The following is a 20,241-nucleotide window of genomic DNA, read 5'->3' on the forward strand; positions in this document are numbered from 1 at the left end:
ACGTCCCGACATCGCACCAAGAATCAGCACACGTGCACCTTCTTCAATGACTTTCGGCATCGATCGGTTGCTTCACCGCTGTATAGCCTCCTTGTTACGCTTTTCTTTCTTCGTTTGTTCTGATAAAACAGCCATACGCGAACGGTGCGGATGGCTGTTTCCGATTGGACTTCTTTTGCTTCTCTCCGGGTTTCGCACGCATCTTCCATTACATGGTAAGCGACGTTTGAACCTCTGCTTTATCATCTTTTTGATAATCACTTCTATAGATCACGCGTCCAATCATACAGCCGGGGCCGATTTTCACGCGATCGCCGCGAACAACGTTTGCTTCAGTATCTTCGAGATAAATATCATCGCCTTCGATCGTATCCACGATCAACCTTCTTTTACCCATAGCGCTCAACAGTGAAGCAAACAACGCAGTTGCTGCTGTCTGACGGCGGACCGTTAACCGCAAGCTCCTCACTCTCTAAATCTTTTTCAACGACCAGCATTCCGGAACTACTTATAGAGTCGCCGTGCATCGCACCAAACACCTTGGTCTGGCCGTCACTTTGAATGCGTTCTCCATGAACATCGCCCTTCACCTTACATGAACCGTTAATGATCATCGATTCGGCGCTCAGCTGTTGCACCGATTTCCCGCACCTTATTGATCGTATTAAATTTCAGTACCATATCAATTGTGTCGCAATTGAGCAAACCCGCTACCTGAATACCGCCGCGCATACCCAATGCCTCAAGCGATACATCGCCGGAAACGCTGAGCATACCATGTACTTTCATCGACTCACCGGTGACGTTCTGCGCAATCGTCAGTTCCCCGTAAACCACGGACTGCTGCAACGCACAATGACCTTGCACCTGCGTTTGTCCCAATCAGCCGGGCCTGCTTGGCTGCCAAACTGCCGCCGATAGCGACTTCACCCATATTTTTAAATGTCGTACAGGACAGGTCGCCGGAAATGGAGCATTCACCCATCACCTTGCATGAGTCCGCTTCCACCGATCCCGTTATCGTACATTCACCCATCGTTCGCACTTTATCGAATTGCCCGCCGTTCGATTGCGTTTCGCCCATTATTTTCAAGTCTTTTCCTGTCGCTTGACTCATTTTACCCGCCCTCTCGACTGATTTCTCTCGCGTTTATCGATTCGATTCGTTTTTTTAATTTCTCAATATTCGAGGAGATTGACTGTTTCTTAATGACGTGCACTCCTTGATCAAAGAAAATCGAAACTTCATCTGCAGCAATCAAAACCACAGAAACACCCATTTTCCGGATATAATATAAATAACTATTTTTATCGTAAAGTCTGCTGCTGTTCTCCTGCATAACATTGAGTAGATCGCTGGCTTCCGAACGATTCATTTGCCCCTCGCTCAGCATTTGGTCAAGCAGAAACATGGCCAGTAAATCGATAAACGGATATTCGCTCTGATTCGGTCGTTGCTTCTTGAAAAGATTCAGGGCTGTTGTTGAAACAATGTTTTGATCAAGCATCTGTTCTTCAGATAAAAAGATTTTTGTCACCGACCGCGGCGAAAAATGCTCTGCCAGTTCATCAAGCGACAACGTATCCTTCATCTCCGATATCACATGAACCCGATTTAAGATTTTCTTTTCTGGGAAAAAGGTTTCTTGCCCGGTATAAGTTGCTTTTCGAATAAACCAGTTTTCCGGAATCAAATTTTTCCGCTTCCAACGATAGAGCTGACCATACGAAATGCCCGTTCGCTCAAGCAGCTCTTTTTTTGTAATTAATGGTTCATCCACACGCGATCCTCCCTCACGTCTTTTCACACGCCAACCATAACATAACACTGTTACGTTGTAAATGGCGTTTTTTCATACACTTTCCTTTTTTTTGATTTGTTATACTATATAAATCCCCCGATTAAACATCGGGCGGAACCCATCATAAGAGAGAACGACAACAGGGAGGAAATGAAGTGGAAAATCAGCATCTTGAGCGAAAGCTGAAAAACAGACATATTCAGCTGATCGCAATTGGCGGAGCCATTGGCACCGGATTATTTCTTGGATCCGGAAAAGCGATTCATTTAGCTGGTCCGTCGATTATTTTTGCCTATCTCATCATTGGTATTGCTCTGTTTTTTGTTATGCGTGCACTTGGTGAGCTGCTCTTATCAAATTCCGGCTATGCATCATTCACCGATTTTACCTCGGAATACCTTGGCCCATGGGCTGGTTTTGTCACCGGATGGACCTACTGGTTTTGCTGGATCATGACCGCCATGGCCGACATCACCGCCGTAGGCAAGTACATGCAGTTTTGGTTTCAGGTTCCGCAATGGATTCCTGCCTTCCTCTGCCTGATCGTTTTAACGATTTTAAATTTGCTTACGGTAAAAATGTTCGGTGAAATTGAATTCTGGTTCGCCATCATAAAAGTTGTTACCATCGTTGCTTTGATTATCCTCGGATTAATTTTAATTGTTATCGGTTTTAAAACAGATTATGGACAAGCTTCCGTCCAAAATTTATGGGCGTACGGCGGCTTATTCCCGCATGGCATCGATGGCTTTTTCCTTGGCTTTCAAATGGCTGTCTTCTCATTTGTCGGGATTGAACTGGTCGGTGTGACCGCTGCTGAAACGGCGGATCCCGAGAAAAATATTCCACGCGCGATCAACAGCCTGCCCGTACGTGTTCTGCTGTTTTATATTGGCGCACTATTTGTCATTCTCTGCATCATTCCTTGGATAAAACTTCATGCAGAGCACAGCCCCTTTGTCACGGTATTTACACTCGTCGGCATCCCCGCCGCTGCCGGAATCATTAATTTTGTCGTGCTGACCTCGGCAGCTTCCGCATGCAACAGTGGGCTGTTCTCGACCAGTCGTATGCTCTTTTCTCTCGGGCGTGACGGCAATGCACCGAAAAGCTTCGCACGCTTAGGGAAAAGTGCCGTGCCAAGCGCAGCATTAATCTGCTCAACATTGGCACTGTTTGCAGGCGTTATCCTTAACTATTTCCTGCCCGACATTGTGTTCACGCTCGTTACAAGCATCAGCGCCATTTGTTTCATCTGGGTATGGGGCGTCATTTTAGTCGCGCATATTATCTATTTAAAAAAGCGCCCGGATCTTGCTGCCGCATCCAAATTCAAGGCACCGCTCGCTCCATTAATTAATTGGATCGTCCTTGCCTTTTTCATCTTTCTTCTTGTGCTCATTGGCATGGCTGCCGACACACGCATCGCTCTTTTTGTGACACCGGTATGGTTCTTGCTTCTGTTTATTGCCTATAGCCTGCATCGCAAAAAACGGCAAAGTCAGCGATAATACTCGCTACGCCGAGCCGCAGAAAACTTTTTTGAAATAAAAGTTTGTCTCAGATGAAAATTTATTTTTTAATCAACAAATCAGTTATACTAATTGTAATCGTGTATGATGTGGTCTTGAGGAGGATGTCGATTTGCCGGAAAAACCAAAACTGGAGGATGTCGCCAAACTTGCGGGTGTATCACCGACAACCGTATCACGCGTACTGAACAACCGAGGCGCGATCAGTGAACGGACACGGCGCAATGTGAACAATGCTATTCAACAATTAAACTATCATCCCAATGAAATCGCACGCTCTTTATTTGGCAGCAAGACGCATTTTATCGGACTAATTTTTCCATCCACCGGGCATCCTTTTTTCGGAGAGTTGATCTTTCAGATTGAAAATATCCTTTCTGAAAAACACTACAAGGTACTGATCTGCAATACCATGGATCAAACGGAAAAAGAGCGCAGCTACTTGGACATGCTTCTGTCCAATCAAGTTGATGGAATGATCGTTGGTGCGCACAATATCGGGATTGATATTTATCAACGCGCAAAACTGCCGATTGTCGCTATCGACCGCAAAATGTCGGAAACGATCACCGTTGTCAGCAGCGATAACTATCAAGGCGGACGCATGGCCGCTGAAGAACTGCTTCGTCAAGGACGGAGCAAAATTATTCATGTGAACAGCATCCGTCAAAAGGAGGCGCCCTCGAGCTACTTGCGCCGAAAAGGGTACGAGGACGTAATGACCGAACACGGTCTTCCTTTCAAAACCTATGAAATCGAATCGCCTTTTGACCCTGAAGTCAAAAAACAGATTCTCTCGTCGCTATTGGATCAGGATCCAACGATCGACGGCATGTTTTTAAGTGATGATTTGACCGCCGCAATCGCGCTCAGCATGATTCGCAAAAGAAACAGAGACATCCAGATCGTCGGCTATGATGGGACGGAAATGGTAACGACCTGCCTCCCCGAGCTGACAACGATTGTTCAGCCGATCCGCGCCATGGCTCAGCTCGCTGTCGATCTTCTATTGAAAGAGATCAACAATGAATTTGACGGGATTAAAAAGAACTATATTTTACCGGTGACACTGCGACGGGGGACATAACCCCTCAGTCACTCCCACACCATTGTGAATGATGGCAAAACAAAACCGCTTTTTTGGGAATTCTCCCAAAAAGCGGTTTTTAATCTTTAGTAAATTTTCTGTATAATATCTATTTTCGCCCATCTATAATTTAGTTATACATTTTAGAAGGTGAGGTTTTCTTACATGAAGAAGTTGTCATTGCTCACATGCTTCCTACTCTTATTCACCATAATCAGCGCATGTTCTTCTGGAAACAGTACTAAGGACTCCGGAACATCTGCAAAAACAGATCAAAAACCCGTATACGGCGGCACGCTGACCATTGCCGACCTTAATGATGCAAAAGGGCTCGATCCACATAAAGAAACTAGTGCTCAATCCTTCCACTATATCGAAAATATGTATGATACCTTATTTCGCTATAAGGATGGGAAATACGGCATCATCGAAAAGGATCTCGTCAACGATTATACGATTTCCAAAGACGGCAAGACCTATACCCTTCATCTTCACGATAACGTTAAATTTCATAATGGTGATCCGTTAACTTCATCAGATGTGAAATACTCCATTGAGCGGATCATCAAAATGGGTGTTCGCGCACAACAATTTGATGCTGTGAAGTCCATCGACACGCCGGATAAGACAACGGTTGTCATTACTCTGAAACAAGCAGTTGCTCCGTTCCTGACGTTCTTAGCCAACCCAATGAACGCAATTGTTAACAAAACTATTGTTGAGAAAAATGGAGGCAAGTTGGATCAGGCTGATGCAGGAAGCGGACCTTTCACGCTTGTTTCTTGGAAGAAAGATCAGGAAATGGTCCTTAAAAAGAATAAATCCTACTTCAAAAAAGGACTTCCTTATCTAGATAAAGTTGTTTTTAAAGCCATCCCCGACAGCACCGCCCGTTCAACAGCCATTCGAAATAAGGAATTAAATATCGATCTGCAGCTCACCGCAAAAGATAAAATGCTGCTTGATCATGCATCCGGTGTCACGGTTAAGTCGGTGACCGGCACCTATTGGGAATACATTGGGCTTAATGTCACCAAAGGGCCGCTCAAGAAAAAAGAAGTCCGTGACGCGATTGCATGGGCCGTTGACCGCAATGCGCTGAATAAGCAAGTGAAATTCGGACAAGCAACACCACTGACGGGTGGACCAATCCCGCCCGGCCATGCCTATGACGCAAAGCTGGACACATTCAGCAAGCGCGATACAGCTAAAGCGAAGCAGCTGCTGGCTGATGCCGGCTATCCGGATGGGTTCTCAATTACACTTAAGGTCGGACAAAACCAGGATCAAGTGGATGCTGCTCAGGTTATTAAGGACCAGTTAAAAGCTGTCGGCATTAAAGTCAACATTGAGCAGCAAGAAGACAGTGTATTCTTTAATGCACTAGGCAAAAAGCAATTTGAAATGACGATTGTCGGCTGGGTCGGCTTCGTTGATCCGGACGAATTCTTCTACAATATTTTCCATACAGGCGGTGCCTACAACCAGCAAGGTTACACCAACAAAGAAGTTGACAAGCTGCTTGAAGAAGGCCGCGTCACCATGGATGAAGCAAAACGCAAACAGATCTATGACCATGCACAGAAATTGATTGTGGAAGATGCACCGATGGTATTCTTATATGCCAACAAACAATCAACAGCGATGACCGACACGGTTCATGGATTTGATGTAAACCCAACCGTCACAACGAAGTCTTTGGAGAGCACTTGGCTCAGCAAATAATCCTAAGTCTTATTGAGAAAAACCGGGCAAAAAGCGCCCGGTCCTTACTTCCGCAGGATGCGGTGGCTTTCGCGTTGCATACAGGACGTATACTCCCTTAGCGAAAGTTCATTTCTAGTTAGCAGAAGTTCCCTTACTTAGTGGACGTTCCTTTTGCTCCGTATGCGGTTTTAAGCCATCAAGTTTGTGCCTGACGGGCGCTTCGCTTGCTCGCTGCAAGCCTCCTTGGCCCTGCTAATAGACCTGCGTTTTTGATTCCTAGTTAGGACACTAGGTTATGGCGAATGATATACTTTTTTTCTTGCGAAAAAGACAAGACAGCCCTTGTCTTTTTCATTACATACTAATTTTGTAGGGGCGAGCTTATGGGTAAATACATTCTTCACCGATTAATAATCGCTGTACCTATACTTATCGGCATATCGATCTTAACGTTCTTCTTGATCCGGCTTGTTCCGGGAGACACGGTAACAGCCATTCTTGGAACCAATTACGACCCGAAACTTGCGCATAAACTGCGCAGCGAAATGGGACTGGATCAGCCGGTGATCCTTCAATATTTAATTTGGATTGGACACGTCTTTATGGGCGACTTCGGTACATCTTCATTTACGGGACAGCCGGTGCTTTCAGCCCTTATGGAACGGCTTCCGATCACGCTGGAGCTGGCACTGCTCAGCTTGGTTGTTGCCCTGATCATCGCGATCCCGCTAGGTGTGCTCGCCGCGTACAAACACGGCACCAGAGCCGATTATGCTTCGGGAACATTCGGCATGTTCGGGATCTCCGTTCCAAACTTTTGGCTGGGCACTTTGCTCATTCTCATCTTTTCACTGCACTTGCATCTGCTTCCTTCCGGCGGATACCAGCCGCTGAGCAAAGGTATCGGCGAAAATCTAAGATCATTGCTGATGCCGGTTATCGCGCTTGGCACAGCGGTTGCCGCCGTAACCATGCGTTCCACACGTTCAGCAATGCTTGATGTACTTAATGAGGACTACATCAAAATGGCAAAAGCGAAAGGTGCCAGCAATGCGAGAATCATATGGAAACATGGGCTTCGCAACGCATTGGTACCGGTTATGACTGTCGTCGGCATCCAGATCGGCTATCTGCTTGGCGGATCAGTAATCATTGAACAGGTGTTTGCACTTCCGGGCATGGGCCGGCTTGCACTGCAGGCCATTTCCAATCGTGACTACAGCCTGCTTCAAGGAACCATTCTGTTCGTTGCCGTAACCTTCATTATGATTAATCTGATCATTGATGTGATCTACGGATGGATCAATCCAAGCATTCGATATAAATAAATGCCTATGCAGCTCGCTTGAGTATCTTCTAGTGCGCACTTAGTAAGTAAAATGAGGTGATTCACGCATGTTAAAAGTCTGGAATCGTTATCGGCACAACCTTTTGGCAGTCAGCGGCCTCGTATTTATTCTTCTGCTGATCGTCATCGCCATCTTTGCAAGACAAATCGCACCGCACAATCCATATACAATGAGCACAGCGGCTCGGCTTACAGGTCCAAGCAGCTCGCATTGGTTCGGCACCGATCAATTCGGCAGAGATATTCTTAGCAGAATCATTTATGGTTCGCGCATTTCTCTTCAAGTCGGAATCATTGCCGTTGGGGTTTCCTTCATTGTCGGCACGGTTATGGGGGTAATCGCCGGATACAGTGGCGGTTGGGTCGATTCACTGATTTCAAGAATTACGGACGTTCTGTTTGCGCTTCCGGATATTCTTCTGGCGCTCGTGATCATGGCGATTCTCGGTCCGAGTCTAAACAATTTGATGCTGGCAATCGGCATTGTCTATACACCTATTTTCTCGCGTATCGCACGCGGTGCCGTATTAAATATCAGAGATTCCTTATATATTGAAGCCGCCTATTCAATGGGCGTTAAGAAGATTAAGATCTTATGGCATCATATTCTGCCGAATATCCTCTCGCCGCTGATCGTTCAAGTCACCCTTTCCTTTGCCTTCGCCATCCTATCGGAAGCTGCGCTAAGCTTCTTAGGCCTTGGCGTCTCGCCGGACACCCCTTCCTGGGGCATCATGCTCAGCAGCGCAAAAGATTGGATGGAACTTGCATGGTGGACGGCTGTATTCCCGGGGATCGCAATCACGCTTGCGGTGTTCAGTTTCAATAGTGTCGGAGACGGATTGCGCGATGCACTTGATCCAAGAACCGGCACAGGCAACTAATCGATGGGAGGAGAACACGATGAATGACGACCTGCTTCTTGATGTTCGGCATCTCAAAGCATATTTTAGATCAAAACAACGTACCGTGAAGGCGGTCGATGATCTGTCCTTCACTTTAAAAAAAGGCGAAATTCTCGGCCTTGTTGGTGAATCCGGATGCGGAAAAAGCACAACGACAAAGGCACTGCTCCGCTTAATCGGTAATCAAAAAAAGGAGTACCTTGAAGGAGAAGCTTTCTTCGAGGGTGAGGATCTGATCAAAAAAAGCGACAAACAAATGCAGAAGATCCGTGGCAACAAAATTGGCTTTATTGCACAGAATCCAATGTCTTCGCTCAATCCTGTCTTTACCATCGGCAATCAGATCGCGGAAGTCCCGCAGATGCATCAGCGCGCAGCAAAAAATAAAGCCTGGTCGATCGCCTTAAAGATGCTGCAAAAAGTAGGGATTTCCGATCACGAAACCCGTGCCAAACAATATGCACATCAATTCAGTGGAGGTATGAAGCAGCGCGCAGTTATCGCCATGGCGCTTGCTGGAAATCCATCATTGCTTATTGCCGATGAACCGACAACTGCGCTTGATGTCACGATACAAGCACAAATTCTTGACCTGATGGTTAAGCTCAGAGACGAGACGCAAGCAGGGGTTTTGCTCATCACCCATGATTTAGGCGTTGTCGCAGAAGTATGCGACCGCGTCGCCGTCATGTACGCCGGGAAGATCGTTGAGCAGGCACCGGTTGACGAACTGTTTCATCATCCGCAGCATCCATACACGAAAGGATTGCTGGCATCGATGCCGAAAATCGGCTCAAGAAAAAAACTGATACCGATCAGCGGCCATCCGCCAAATCTCTATGAAATGCATGGCGGCTGCCTGTTTCAAGAGCGATGCCCCTTCGCTTTTGACCGCTGCAAAAATGTCGAACCGCCGCTGCATAAAATCGCAGAAAATCATCAGTCTGCTTGTCATTTATCAAGTGAGAGGATGAATTCCTTTTGAACCGTGACTATAAACCATTCATTCGTGTCGATCATCTAAAAAAATATTTTCCAGTTGCTAAAAACTGGCGTGGAAAAAACAGCCAATACGTAAAAGCCGTCGATGATGTCTCTTTTTCAATCGATGAAGGTGAAACACTTGGCCTTGTTGGCGAATCCGGATGTGGAAAATCAACAACCGGCCGACTGCTGCTGCACTTGCTGGCGCCGACATCCGGATCACTCTTTTTTGACGGTCAGGACTTAACGCAGCTGTCGAAGCAGGCGCTGTGGCAAAAACGCCGGGAGATGCAATTCATCTTCCAAGACCCGTACGCCGCGCTTAATCCGAGAATGACCATTCAAGACAGTCTTCATGAGCCGCTAAAAGCTTACGGCGAAGATAAGCGGACGCGCAGCGAAACAATCAAAACGCTTATCGATGCGGTTGGGATCCCGTCCCAGTACTTGAATCGCTATCCGCATGAATTCTCCGGAGGGCAGTTACAGCGGATCGGCATTGCGCGTTCACTCGCATTGAAACCTAAATTTGTGGTCGCCGACGAGCCCGTGGCTGCACTTGATATGAGTATTCAGGCGCAGATTCTCAATCTAATGAAGGAGCTTCAGCACGCTTTCAATTATACGTATCTCTTCATCTCTCATGATTTGAGTGTGATCGATTATATGAGTGACCGCATCGGCGTCATGTATCTTGGAAAAATGGTAGAATTAACAGATCGGGATGCATTGTATCAAGAACCCCTGCACCCTTATACCCAGGCCCTGCTCTCGGCAATTCCGATTGCAGAACCAAAACGATCCAAGAAGAAAATCATGCTCAAGGGCGAAATTCCAAGTCCTGTCCATCCTCCGTCCGGATGCCATTTCCGAACGCGATGCCCGTTCGCCAAAGCGATTTGTGCAGAAAAAGAACCGGAGTGGGTTGAAATGAAAAAAGGTCACTATGTCGCATGTCACGTTGTTCAGGAGGCGCACCAATGACTTATTCAATTGTCGCCAAATGTAAAGAAACCGGATATTTTGGTGCAGCGGTAACCTCATGTTTTCCAGGTATCGGCGCCTACTCCCCGACCATTAAAGCCAATATCGGGATTATCGCTTCCCAGGGATGGGTCAACCCCACTTTGGGGCCAATTGGAATCAAATACCTGGAAGCGGGCAAAACAGCCAATGAAACGTTAAATACGCTGCTCATGAAAGATCCGGGCCGAGAATTGCGTCAATTAATCGTCATGGATCATTTTGGAAACAGTGCCGTTTATACCGGTGTTGAAAATGATGATGCCAAAGGGCATATTATCGGCGATCAATTTGCCGTTCAAGGCAATATTCTGACCAGTCTGGATGTACTCTATGCCGTAGCGGAAACCTTTGAACGAACCAACGGACCAATACAGGAACGTCTGCTTGCAGCGATGCTTGCAGGCGACAAGGTCGGCGGAGACGCGCGCGGAAAACAAGCGGCTGCAATCAAAGTGGTGGCTGAGGAGGGGTTTCCCTTTGTCGACTTTCGTGTCGATGATTCAGCTGAGCCCATTCAGGAATTGAACGCCATTTACAAGAATAATAAGCATGTGCTCATCGATGAATACTATGAGTGGATCGATGCAGTCCGGGCAGGAGTAAAACTTCAGGATCGCCAAGCAGCGATGAAAAAAGAAAGAGGATAATCCTTTGACGATCAGAACCCGCAACCAGAAACAACCGGATAACCGTCATTTTGTCGCAGCAACGCTTCACAATTGGTGCAGTCGTTTTGCGCTGACCCATCTCTCATTGTGGGAACGGGTCGGAGACAGAAAGCACTGCATCTGGGCCTTCCCTCAGCAGGACTATATCGCCAAATTGCCAAAGGCAGCGGACTGCGTTTCTGTAGCGGATCATTTTTTGCTTGTCTTCGATACGGAAAAAACGGCCGTTTTTCGTGACTATTTGCAGCAGTGCCGTACATTTCTGCCTGTATGCTTTGAAGCGGCATTAGCCTTAGAGAAGCGCAGCGTTGAAGAAAAGCTTTGGCTCGGTCTGAGCGGGGAGGTATTAAATGACGTTGACGACTCCTTTTACACAAAATTGCTGGACACGCTGATTACAGGTCTCCCTGGTGCCGAGGCCGGCTTATTGCTACTGAATAACGAGCGGACAAGCAAACTGGTCATTGAGTCCGGCATCGGATTCGATCATGAATATTATCAACGCATTCAGCTCTCATCCGATGAGTCGCTCGCCGGCACCGCCTTTTCTAAACAAGAATTGCTGGTTTATAACACGAAAACAGCTCTTCAACAAGCCATGGCATCCCTGTCGCCGAAAAACCGGGACTATCTGATTCAGGCAGCACAGTGGAAGCGGATGCCCAGCACGGCGCTTGCTTTTCCAATTATCAACAACCAGCAATCCTTTGGTGTTGTTGTTTTGTTTGGTTTCAGCGACGGCTCCTGTTTTTCACCGGAAATCGTTGATACACTGCAGAACGTTCTAAACTATATTTCATTATTATACGGTCGTTATAAGAACCAGCGCGAAGCGAAAAAGACGAAGCGTGAACTGGATATCACCTATCGCGCGCTTCGCACCGAGCACTCGCAGCTGCGAAAAACGCTCGACTTATATAACATTCTGACTGCATTGAGTCGTAATAACAAAGGCATCAATGAAATCATGAGCGCGATGTACAGCACCGCACATACGCCAATTGTCTATTATGATGAACTGCTCTTTCCTATTGCCTCCTGCGGAACCAGTGAGCAGCACGTACTGCCGGACCATTTTTTAAAAACACGTGAAGCACGTTATTCCGTACGCGTGAAAAAATGGCAGCTGCTCAAACTGACAGAGGATGAACTTTTGTTAATCATCCCCGTAGTCGGTGCTGAACGCGTGATCGGATTTCTCTGTGCCTGGATCAATAAAAATACGTTCAACGACAGTGACCGGACCTTGCTTGAGTACAGCGCCTCATTTCTTGGACTTGAGTCCATGAAACGGCAGGCTGTTGAGCAGACAAAGCGACAGCTGTTCGGTGATATCTTTGATCAGGTGCTGAGTAATACTTTTAACGAGAACATGCTTCAGCAGGCAAAAAATCTAGATCTGAATGAGAAGGATCTTTACACCGTGCTCATCTGCGAGTACACGCATGCGGCAACTCCGGGAATTCAGGAGCAATTTGCCAGTGAAGCCTGCATGAAGTGGCTGGAACAAGCACTCAAGGAAGTGACGATTAAAGGCTTGGTTGCCCACAGAAGAGGAGCCATTGTCGCCTTTTTATCCTTCCCATCTGATGCTGAGAAACGAACCATTGATTCGAAACTGACGCGCTTCAGCACCCGCATTAATCAATTTCCGGGGGCGATCAAAGTAGGCATCGGCCGTTTGGAGGAGGGATTTATTCGAATAAATCAATCCTACAACGACGCCCGGCAATGCATCCGATTGCTCAAAAAGAAAAAAAGCGGCAAAGTGTACCGTTTTTCCAGCGGCGGGATTGATCATTTGCTCATGAATCATGACCCGGATGAGCTGAAGCTTTTTGTTGAGGATCATCTGGGCCTGCTGCTGGAGTATGATGCACGCAAGCATAAAGAACTCTTAAAAACACTCCTCGTCTATTTGGAGCATAATCGTAATCTGCAGAAAACAACAGAGGCATTGATGATCCATCACAATACACTGTATTACCGGATCAATCAGATTGAAGCCATTTTATCGGTTAAACTTTCTCATAGCGAAGACTGGATGAACCTCGCCATGGCATGTCGTATCTATCAATTTTTACAAGGTTGAGCACGCAGCTTTCGCAAGCAGCCGCGTGCTTTTTGTCAGCGTCTCTTTTCCTGAAGCGCCATCAACCTGCGCCGCAGCTTCGGATCGCTGGCATACAGATACAGCCCATAAACGCCGCGCGTCATCAATACATTAATCGCGTTCAGGATGATCTGCTCTTTAATCGCATCGACATGAGCGAGATCATCGCGTTTGACGAACGCCGCACCATCCTGGTAGTTTTCGGGACGAATCACAAGCTGATCGTTCGGCTCATCATAGGTAACGGTTGGACCGAGAATGACACCGGCATAATTCAAGTCAAAGCCTTGAATCGTATACACCGATCCAACTTCATCAATTGTGTCGGCACGCTCAGCCCACGCCTGCTTCTCGGTCGGTTTCGAGCGGTCCCAGCGCACATGGAAATTCGGCTCATCAATAAAATAGTCCTTGCCGTCGAGCGCATAAGGATAATCATATGTTGCAAGTAAACGAGACAAATGATCGCGACTGTTGCGCGCTTTGATGACTTGGAAAAGTTCTCCCGCATCATCGAAGATGCGAAAATCAAAGGCTTGCTTGTGCGGCAGCGGCAGCACATGCTTATGGATGAAGGCATTGATCCATTCCGAAACATCCGCAGCAGCACGCACCCGAAACTGATCGGTTAAATGAAAGGTTTCGCTTGGGATACCGTCCATAAACCGTTTAACAGCCATGGGATTCCAATAGCTTTTAAATTTCAGTACCTGTTTTTCATCAAAGACGATCACAACCACTCGGCTGCATTTCAAGATTTCCTCAAGCTGGTTGTCCTGATTGAAGCGATTGTAGCGGTCACTTTTGCTTAGCAGCAGATGTGCCTCATCGACAAAGGCAATGTCCGCGCGTGCTCCGCGTTTGTGCATGAGGTTAATGAACGAGGTGGGACGAATAAAGTCCTTTTTGCGCACATGCGGCAGTTCTTCAGCAATCTCTTTGTACAGTTTAATCATTTCCGCATGATTGACAATCAGGTAATTCTCCGTATGCGCCAGCGGATCATCTGCAGCACCGCTGCGTGACGCGCTTTGAATCGTGTTAAAGACGGAACTGAGCACAACACTCTTTCCTGTGCCCGCATCGCCCTGAATGACGAACAGTGCCGGATCGGAAGTTTGCACGTGGACCCGGCAAAAAGCTTCAATGCTTTGCTTCAGCTTTTTTTGCTGCTCCGACAACTTTTTGAATGGTGAGAGCTTGAACACTGCCTGATTATGGTCATGTTGAACGCGACTCGCTTGCTGCATTTTAAAGCACTTCCTTTTTCCCTTTATCTTCCAGTGTAGCGGATTCAATCGCAGAAAAAAAGAGCGGTTAAAAACCCGCTCATCGTGCACCTTGTTTAAAAAGCGCCAAGTACTCCCCATAGCCTTCCTTTTCCAAATCTTCTTTCGGAATAAAACGCAGTGCTGCTGAATTGATGCAGAACCGCGTTCCGGTCGGTTCAGTGAAAACATGGCCGAGATGCGCATCGCCCAGCTTGCTGCGTACCTCGGTGCGGGACATACCCAATGTATTGTCCGGATGCGTCACTATCCGATAGGTGCTGATTGGCCGCGTGAAACTCGGCCAGCCGCAGCCCGCATCGTATTGATTGGTCGTCGAAAACAACGGTTCACCGGAGACCAGATCGACATAAATCCCGGGTCTACTGTTGTCCCAATATGCGTTTTGAAATGGCGGCTCCGTACCGCTTTTCTGCGTCACCTCATACTGGATCGGTGTCATCTGCTCTTTTAACTGCTTATGGTTTTTCTTTGTTCCCCAATGTTCCGCGATAAAATCATCCCGACCGGAGCCCCGGCGATAGCGCCGATAGCTGCCCGGATCTTTTCGATAATAGTTTTGGTGCGACTCCTCTGCCGGATAGAATGGACCTGCCGCGACAATCTCAGTCACAATCGGCTCACGAAAACGTCCACTTTGCTCCAGTTCTTTTTTTGACGCTTCTGCAAGATGTTTCTGCTCGGCATTATGATAAAAGATGGCCGTTCGGTACTGATCGCCGCGATCATGGAACTGCCCTTGACGATCGGTCGGATCAATCTGCTGCCAGTACCGTTCCAATAACTTGCGATACGGATACACCTCAGGATCGAACGTAATTTGCACCGCTTCTGCATGTCCCGTTGTTCCGGAGCAGACCTCACGATAGCTTGGGTTTTCCGTATGGCCGCCGGTGTAGCCCGAGCGCACCTTGATAATGCCCGGTTCTTGATCAAAGGGCTGAACCATGCACCAAAAACAACCACCGGCAAATGTTGCCTTTTGCGTTCGCGTCACATCTATCCCCCCTGCCCCATCGCTATAATAGGTGAAATCGGTTACTTTTAAGTTCATTATAGCATGACCTAAAGAAGGTCCCGTGATTCAAAGTTTCGCTGCTGCTCGATTGCGGCCTTATCGCGATATTCCAATCTCGCTAGCAAATACCGGTCTCATCCATTTTTTGACGCAGGGCAAAATCATATGCTTTTCATTTGCTTTTACGGCTTCAGTTTCATTTTCTTGTTCGGGGTAAAGTTCAGTGCTTTGCTTGTTGATACGCGCGTTTCCTTTGGCACAAAGCCATGAACACGGGTCAGCGGGAATACCCACGTATATGGTCCGATGCATGTTCCCGGAAGTGTCGCCGAGTTGGCGCCAATTCGACTGAAGTCGCCGAGCACGCAACCGAAGAAATCAGTGTCAAATTTGGTATAGGTGTCGCCGACTTTGACGCCGATGATGCCTTGATCGAAGCGGCGATTAGCAATAATCGTACCGGAACCGACACGTGCACCTTGACCAAGCACCGAATCGCCTGCAAACGTGAAGCTCTGCACCTTCGCGCCGTTTCCGACAATCGCATGTTTCACTTCGCAGCCGTGACCGATCACGCAGTTATTGCCGATAACCGTGTAGGGACGAATCAACGCGCCGGACTGAATCGTCACGTTTTCACCAATGATCACCGGGCCCTCAATCGTCACTTGCGAATGAATCTGCGTGCCCTTTCCGATCAAATAGTTGCCGTGCAGATAACTGCCCTCGGCTAAAGTGCCTTCATTGACTTGCAGCTTCTTTTCTTCAACCCGTTCGTCAACAATCTGTGTTGCTTTTTGCAAAGCTTCCCAAGGGTACTCAACCCCTTCAAAAACTTCAGGAACAGCAAAGCTTTCCGTATTCTCAAAGAAATAGCTTAGTTTCAGTTCTTCAACACTCACTGAAATAACCTCCAATACGCATTCATCGTTAATGTAACAGTGTACGATCAAACGATACGTTCACCAAACAATCATTCGTCCCATTCACACCGTTTGTTTCCATAAATTTCATTAAGAGAAGCGGCAAATGAATCGTTTACTTCTTCCTATTATATTTGTCTTTGATTTGATGTTCCAGTCAAAAATCAAATCAACCACGAGTAGAAAAGTTCCGTTCTTTCCGCTTCATTGTGAAAAATTTTTTTAGAAAATAAAGGAATTATCAAGAGTGTTGGGGAAAAAGAAATAGAGAGCGCTTGTTGAAGCGAACGGCAAACATTTTTGAAATCGTTTTTCTCCTACTTGAACGCGTCGTTCTGCTTTTCATCAATGCCGACTCATTTTTTTCGTCCATTTAACAAACACTCTAAATAATTAAGGGTGGCGCATCAGCAGCATTGCATCTTGCAAGAGAAAGGAACGTTGCAGCATGAATCAATCAACTGAAAAAGCAAGCGACTATTCTTCAAAAGCATACTTCGATTTATTGGATAAATACTGGCAAGCGGCTAATTACCTGTCTGTGGGTCAAATCTATTTGAAAGACAACCCATTGCTGGATCGTCCGCTTAAAGCGAGCGATGTCAAAGTGCATCCGATCGGTCATTGGGGAACGATTTCCGGACAAAATTTTATCTATGCTCATTTGAACCGTATTATTAACAAATATGACGTCACCATGTTCTATATCGAAGGACCGGGACATGGTGGCCAAGTGATGGTATCGAATAGTTATCTCGATGGAAGCTACACCGAAATTTACCCGGACATCACGCAGGATAAAGCAGGCATGCAAAAGTTGTTCAAACAGTTCTCCTGGCCTGGCGGCGTGGCCTCACACGCAGCCCCGATTACGCCCGGATCGCTTCACGAAGGCGGCGAACTGGGCTATTCGATTTCCCATGGTGTCGGGGCCATTCTCGATAATCCGGATCAAATTGCCGCAGTTGTTGTCGGCGATGGAGAGGCTGAAACCGGACCGCTTGCCGCTTCCTGGCAGTCCAACCATTTTATCAATCCGATTCATGACGGTGCCGTTCTGCCGATCGTTTACATTAACGGTTATAAATTGAGCAACCCAACCTTGTTCTCGCGTACGTCCGATCAAGATTTGCAGCACTATTTTGAAGGACTCGGCTGGGATCCGCTGTTTGTTTCCGGAAATGATCCGCAAGAGGTTCATCCGAAAATGGCAAGCGCGCTCGATCAAGCGATTGAAAAAATTCAAGCGATTCAAAAGCAAGCACGTGAAAACGATGATCCAACCATGCCGCATTGGCCGGTCGTTATTTTCCGCAGCCCCAAAGGATGGACCGGACCAAAAACATGGGAAGGGAAACCAGTTGAAGACTCGTTCCGGTCGCATCAGATTCCAATTCCGGTCGATCAAAACCATCTGGAGCATAGCGATGAATTGGTTCGCTGGCTCAAGTCCTATAAGCCGGAAGAACTGTTCAATGCGGACGGATCATTACAATCCGAGATCGCTCAAGTCATTCCTAAGGGCACCAAAAGAATGGCCGTGAATCCAATCACAAACGGCGGCGTAGATCCGCGCGAACTGCGTTTACCTGACTATCGCAGCTATGCGACAGACACGAAAGTACGTGGCAGACAGCTGGCACAAGACATGATCATCTTTGGCGAATACGCCCGCGATTTGATTAAGCTGAATCCAACAAATTTCCGTATTTTTGGTCCGGATGAAACGGCATCAAACCGCTTGGGCGCGGTTTTTGAAGCCACAAGCCGGCAATGGCTCGGCGAGGTCGACGAACCGCGTGATGAATTCGTCGCACCCGCCGGCCGCGTCCTCGATGCACAGCTTTCCGAGCATCAGGCAGAGGGATGGCTTGAAGGCTATACATTAACCGGCAGACACGGATTTTTTGCCAGCTATGAAGCGTTTCTCAGAATCGTTGACTCGATGCTGACACAGCATTTCAAATGGCTACGCAAAGCAAGTGAACTCGCATGGAGAAGTTCCTATCCTTCTTTAAACGTGATTGCATCATCGACCGTTTTCCAGCAGGATCATAACGGCTATACGCATCAAGATCCCGGCATGCTGACGCATCTCGCTGAGAAGAAACCTGCGTTTATCCGTGAATATCTTCCGGCGGATGCCAATACCTTGCTTGCCGTTGCAAATAAGATTTTCAAAAGCCGTAATAAAATCAATCTAGTGGTTACATCCAAACACCCACGCCCGCAATGGTTTTCAATCGAAGAAGCTTCGGAACTTGTTGCGAATGGACTTGGAATGATTGACTGGGCAAGTACCGATCAAGGCTTGGAACCAGACCTTGTCATTGCCAGCGCCGGAACCGAACCCACGCTTGAGTCGCTCGCCGCGCTTCAGCTCTTGCATGACGCGTTTCCGGAAATGAAGATTCGCTTTGTCAATGTCGTTGATCTGCTCAAACTCAGAAGTCCAAAGAAAAGTGCACGCGGTCTTTCTGATGAAGCCTTCGACCATTATTTCACCAAAGACAAGCCGATTCTCTTTGCCTTCCACGGCTACGAAGACCTTATCGAAAGCTTGTTCTTTGGTCGTCATAATAACAAGTTAACGGTTCACGGCTATCGTGAAGACGGCGATATCACCACGCCATTTGACATGCGCGTCTTAAACCATCTCGACCGGTTCCATCTCGCTAAGACCGCCGTCATGATTCAACCGGCTTATGAAGAAAAACGCGATGCATTTATCGCAGAAATGGATCGAATGATTGCCAAGCATCACCGATTCATTCGCGATGAAGGACAAGATCTCCCGGAAGTTTCCAATTGGCAGTGGACACCGCTGCACTGAAATTGCGTTAAATACGTTAAATCCCCCTTGCCGTTCCGGTCAGGGGGATTTGTTTTTTAAACTCATTTTTTAAGTGCTTTTTTGCCAATAGCAACCCGGCGAGAATGATTCGCTCCGGTCGCAGCACCAAAGTATAGCTGACGACTGCCTGGGCAAGATAATAGGCTTCAAGCGCCCACCGAATAACATACGTGCCCCTCCTAAAGGATTGAAATTTAAATTGCATTGTATTCATTTAAAGCCATTTATGTATGGTAACGACTTATCCAATGTTTCAAATCAGTGCATGCTCTTTCACCGTTTCATCAGCCAAACGCCGCCGCACACACCGTGATTGCTTGACTCTCGGATTCTATAATATAATGAAATCATTACTTACATCATCACAAGTTACCTTTAAGCCTGCAATATCAATAGATTGGGGGGACCTCTTTTGACCGCTTATTTACGCCAAGCAACTCCGCATGACTTTTCCGGTATACAAAAAATCATTGATCAGGCAAAACAATTGCTTAAAGCAGACGGCATTGATCAATGGCAGGACGGCTATCCGGACGACACTGTCCTGCATCATGACCTTGAACAGAAAAGGGGCTTTGTCCTGATCACCGATGATCAAATTGCCGGTTATGGTGTTCTTTTTGAAGAACTCGAACCGGCTTATGAAGCGATCAAAGAAGGTGCTTGGGTACAGACTGGCGTTCCGTATGTGTCGATACACCGCATCGCACTTTCCTCCGATTTTCGTGGCCGTCACCTTTCTTCAGTGCTGATGGATCACCTGATTAGCGCTGCAGCACTTAAAGGCTATACTGATCTGCGCATCGATACTCATCCGGAAAACCCGCGCATGCAGCACGTGATCAAGCAAGCCGGTTTTGAGTATCGCGGGGTCGTTTACCTCGATATGCCGAACGGCAAACGACTGGCCTACCAGCGGATGCTCACAAGAAGATAAAAACTGCATGCGCATGTTATCCACAGTGCACATTCACCATTCAGAAAG

At 47.2% G+C, this 20,241-nt stretch carries 20 protein-coding genes; 11 read left to right on the forward strand and 9 right to left on the reverse strand.

From position 1 onward, the window contains the following. Positions 1–208: 208 nt before the first annotated feature. The 5 genes from AA84_RS19025 to AA84_RS0110355 are packed head-to-tail and all read right to left on the reverse strand — an operon-like array spanning position 209 to position 1,781. The gene (locus AA84_RS19025; protein WP_160168717.1) at positions 209–376 is read right to left on the reverse strand and encodes a hypothetical protein; all 168 of its coding nucleotides are present in this window, start codon (positions 374–376) and stop codon (positions 209–211) included. A 13-nt stretch (positions 377–389) separates the two neighbouring features. Further along, positions 390–638, reverse strand: a complete 249-nt coding sequence (locus tag AA84_RS0110340) for a hypothetical protein (RefSeq protein ID WP_128167233.1) — start codon at positions 636–638, stop codon at positions 390–392. Continuing rightward, positions 604–789 carry a hypothetical protein gene (locus AA84_RS18840; protein ID WP_160168718.1) on the reverse strand — a complete coding sequence of 62 codons (186 nt, stop codon included), beginning with the start codon at positions 787–789 and terminating at the stop codon, positions 604–606. Before AA84_RS18840 ends, AA84_RS0110340 begins: the two co-directional genes overlap by 35 nt. Positions 790–793: 4 nt before the next feature. Beyond that, positions 794–1,117, reverse strand: a complete 324-nt coding sequence (locus AA84_RS18400) for a hypothetical protein (protein ID WP_028977140.1) — start codon at positions 1,115–1,117, stop codon at positions 794–796. A gap of 1 nt (position 1,118) precedes the next feature. After that, positions 1,119–1,781 carry a YhbD family protein gene (locus AA84_RS0110355; protein ID WP_028977141.1) on the reverse strand — a complete coding sequence of 221 codons (663 nt, stop codon included), beginning with the start codon at positions 1,779–1,781 and terminating at the stop codon, positions 1,119–1,121. Between the two features lie 176 nt (positions 1,782–1,957). Between AA84_RS0110355 and AA84_RS0110360 the strand changes: the two genes are divergently transcribed. The 9 genes from AA84_RS0110360 (at position 1,958) to AA84_RS0110400 (ending at position 13,151) form a co-directional block, all read left to right on the forward strand. Then, positions 1,958–3,313, forward strand: a complete 1,356-nt coding sequence (locus AA84_RS0110360; protein WP_028977142.1) for an amino acid permease — start codon at positions 1,958–1,960, stop codon at positions 3,311–3,313. Positions 3,314–3,446: 133 nt separating this feature from the next. Then, positions 3,447–4,421 (forward strand): LacI family DNA-binding transcriptional regulator, encoded by a 975-nt coding sequence (locus tag AA84_RS0110365; RefSeq protein WP_028977143.1) that lies wholly within the window; start codon positions 3,447–3,449, stop codon positions 4,419–4,421. 165 nt (positions 4,422–4,586) lie between these two features. Beyond that, on the forward strand, positions 4,587–6,146 hold the full coding sequence (locus AA84_RS0110370) for an ABC transporter substrate-binding protein (protein WP_028977144.1): 1,560 nt from the start codon (positions 4,587–4,589) through the stop codon (positions 6,144–6,146). Between the two features lie 365 nt (positions 6,147–6,511). Next, positions 6,512–7,456: an ABC transporter permease gene (locus AA84_RS0110375; protein ID WP_028977145.1), complete on the forward strand. Its 945-nt coding sequence runs from the start codon at positions 6,512–6,514 to the stop codon at positions 7,454–7,456. 67 nt (positions 7,457–7,523) lie between these two features. Continuing rightward, the gene (locus AA84_RS17635) at positions 7,524–8,360 is read left to right on the forward strand and encodes an ABC transporter permease (RefSeq protein ID WP_037563439.1); all 837 of its coding nucleotides are present in this window, start codon (positions 7,524–7,526) and stop codon (positions 8,358–8,360) included. Between the two features lie 19 nt (positions 8,361–8,379). Further along, the gene (locus AA84_RS0110385) at positions 8,380–9,366 is read left to right on the forward strand and encodes an ABC transporter ATP-binding protein (protein ID WP_028977146.1); all 987 of its coding nucleotides are present in this window, start codon (positions 8,380–8,382) and stop codon (positions 9,364–9,366) included. Continuing rightward, positions 9,363–10,349, forward strand: coding sequence for an ABC transporter ATP-binding protein (locus AA84_RS0110390; protein ID WP_028977147.1), 987 nt, complete (start codon positions 9,363–9,365; stop codon positions 10,347–10,349). Before AA84_RS0110385 ends, AA84_RS0110390 begins: the two co-directional genes overlap by 4 nt. Continuing rightward, positions 10,346–11,038 carry a DUF1028 domain-containing protein gene (locus AA84_RS17640; protein ID WP_037563441.1) on the forward strand — a complete coding sequence of 231 codons (693 nt, stop codon included), beginning with the start codon at positions 10,346–10,348 and terminating at the stop codon, positions 11,036–11,038. Before AA84_RS0110390 ends, AA84_RS17640 begins: the two co-directional genes overlap by 4 nt. A 4-nt stretch (positions 11,039–11,042) precedes the next feature. Continuing rightward, complete coding sequence (locus AA84_RS0110400) at positions 11,043–13,151, forward strand: helix-turn-helix domain-containing protein (protein ID WP_028977148.1); 2,109 nt, start codon at positions 11,043–11,045, stop codon at positions 13,149–13,151. A gap of 35 nt (positions 13,152–13,186) precedes the next feature. Here AA84_RS0110400 and AA84_RS0110405 read toward each other — a convergent pair whose 3' ends face one another. The 3 genes from AA84_RS0110405 to AA84_RS17645 form a co-directional block, all read right to left on the reverse strand. Then, positions 13,187–14,422: a DUF2075 domain-containing protein gene (locus AA84_RS0110405; protein WP_028977149.1), complete on the reverse strand. Its 1,236-nt coding sequence runs from the start codon at positions 14,420–14,422 to the stop codon at positions 13,187–13,189. A 79-nt stretch (positions 14,423–14,501) separates the two neighbouring features. After that, a complete protein-coding gene (gene msrA, locus AA84_RS0110410) occupies positions 14,502–15,458 on the reverse strand; it encodes a peptide-methionine (S)-S-oxide reductase MsrA (RefSeq protein WP_037563443.1) in 957 nt (318 codons plus the stop codon). A 203-nt stretch (positions 15,459–15,661) separates the two neighbouring features. Then, on the reverse strand, positions 15,662–16,381 hold the full coding sequence (locus AA84_RS17645; RefSeq protein WP_010023575.1) for an LbetaH domain-containing protein: 720 nt from the start codon (positions 16,379–16,381) through the stop codon (positions 15,662–15,664). 469 nt (positions 16,382–16,850) lie between these two features. On the opposite strand from AA84_RS17645, the gene AA84_RS0110425 reads away from it, so the two are divergent. Beyond that, positions 16,851–19,235: a phosphoketolase family protein gene (locus tag AA84_RS0110425; protein WP_028977151.1), complete on the forward strand. Its 2,385-nt coding sequence runs from the start codon at positions 16,851–16,853 to the stop codon at positions 19,233–19,235. Between the two features lie 16 nt (positions 19,236–19,251). Here the strand turns inward: AA84_RS0110425 and AA84_RS19215 are convergent, their stop codons facing one another. Further along, positions 19,252–19,470, reverse strand: coding sequence for an ROK family protein (locus AA84_RS19215; RefSeq protein WP_028977152.1), 219 nt, complete (start codon positions 19,468–19,470; stop codon positions 19,252–19,254). A 198-nt stretch (positions 19,471–19,668) separates the two neighbouring features. On the opposite strand from AA84_RS19215, the gene AA84_RS0110435 reads away from it, so the two are divergent. Further along, positions 19,669–20,193: a GNAT family N-acetyltransferase gene (locus tag AA84_RS0110435; RefSeq protein WP_010025890.1), complete on the forward strand. Its 525-nt coding sequence runs from the start codon at positions 19,669–19,671 to the stop codon at positions 20,191–20,193. Positions 20,194–20,241: the final 48 nt, after the last annotated feature.

Source organism: Sporolactobacillus terrae DSM 11697 (assembly GCF_000648615.1).
Classification (GTDB): Bacteria; Bacillota; Bacilli; order Bacillales; family Sporolactobacillaceae; genus Sporolactobacillus; species Sporolactobacillus terrae.

What these genes read in the sequence shown, in the direction of transcription:
- AA84_RS17640 (WP_037563441.1), top strand. Translation starts at nt 10,346, where the DNA reads ATGACTTATTCAATTGTCGCCAAATGTAAAGAAACCGGATATTTTGGT.
- AA84_RS0110405 (WP_028977149.1), bottom strand. Translation starts at nt 14,422, where the DNA reads ATGCAGCAAGCGAGTCGCGTTCAACATGACCATAATCAGGCAGTGTTC.
- AA84_RS0110370 (WP_028977144.1), top strand. Translation starts at nt 4,587, where the DNA reads ATGAAGAAGTTGTCATTGCTCACATGCTTCCTACTCTTATTCACCATA.
- AA84_RS0110375 (WP_028977145.1), top strand. Translation starts at nt 6,512, where the DNA reads ATGGGTAAATACATTCTTCACCGATTAATAATCGCTGTACCTATACTT.
- AA84_RS18840 (WP_160168718.1), bottom strand. Translation starts at nt 789, where the DNA reads ATGAAAGTACATGGTATGCTCAGCGTTTCCGGCGATGTATCGCTTGAG.
- AA84_RS18400 (WP_028977140.1), bottom strand. Translation starts at nt 1,117, where the DNA reads ATGAGTCAAGCGACAGGAAAAGACTTGAAAATAATGGGCGAAACGCAA.
- AA84_RS0110385 (WP_028977146.1), top strand. Translation starts at nt 8,380, where the DNA reads ATGAATGACGACCTGCTTCTTGATGTTCGGCATCTCAAAGCATATTTT.
- AA84_RS19215 (WP_028977152.1), bottom strand. Translation starts at nt 19,470, where the DNA reads ATGAATACAATGCAATTTAAATTTCAATCCTTTAGGAGGGGCACGTAT.
- AA84_RS0110425 (WP_028977151.1), top strand. Translation starts at nt 16,851, where the DNA reads ATGAATCAATCAACTGAAAAAGCAAGCGACTATTCTTCAAAAGCATAC.
- AA84_RS17635 (WP_037563439.1), top strand. Translation starts at nt 7,524, where the DNA reads ATGTTAAAAGTCTGGAATCGTTATCGGCACAACCTTTTGGCAGTCAGC.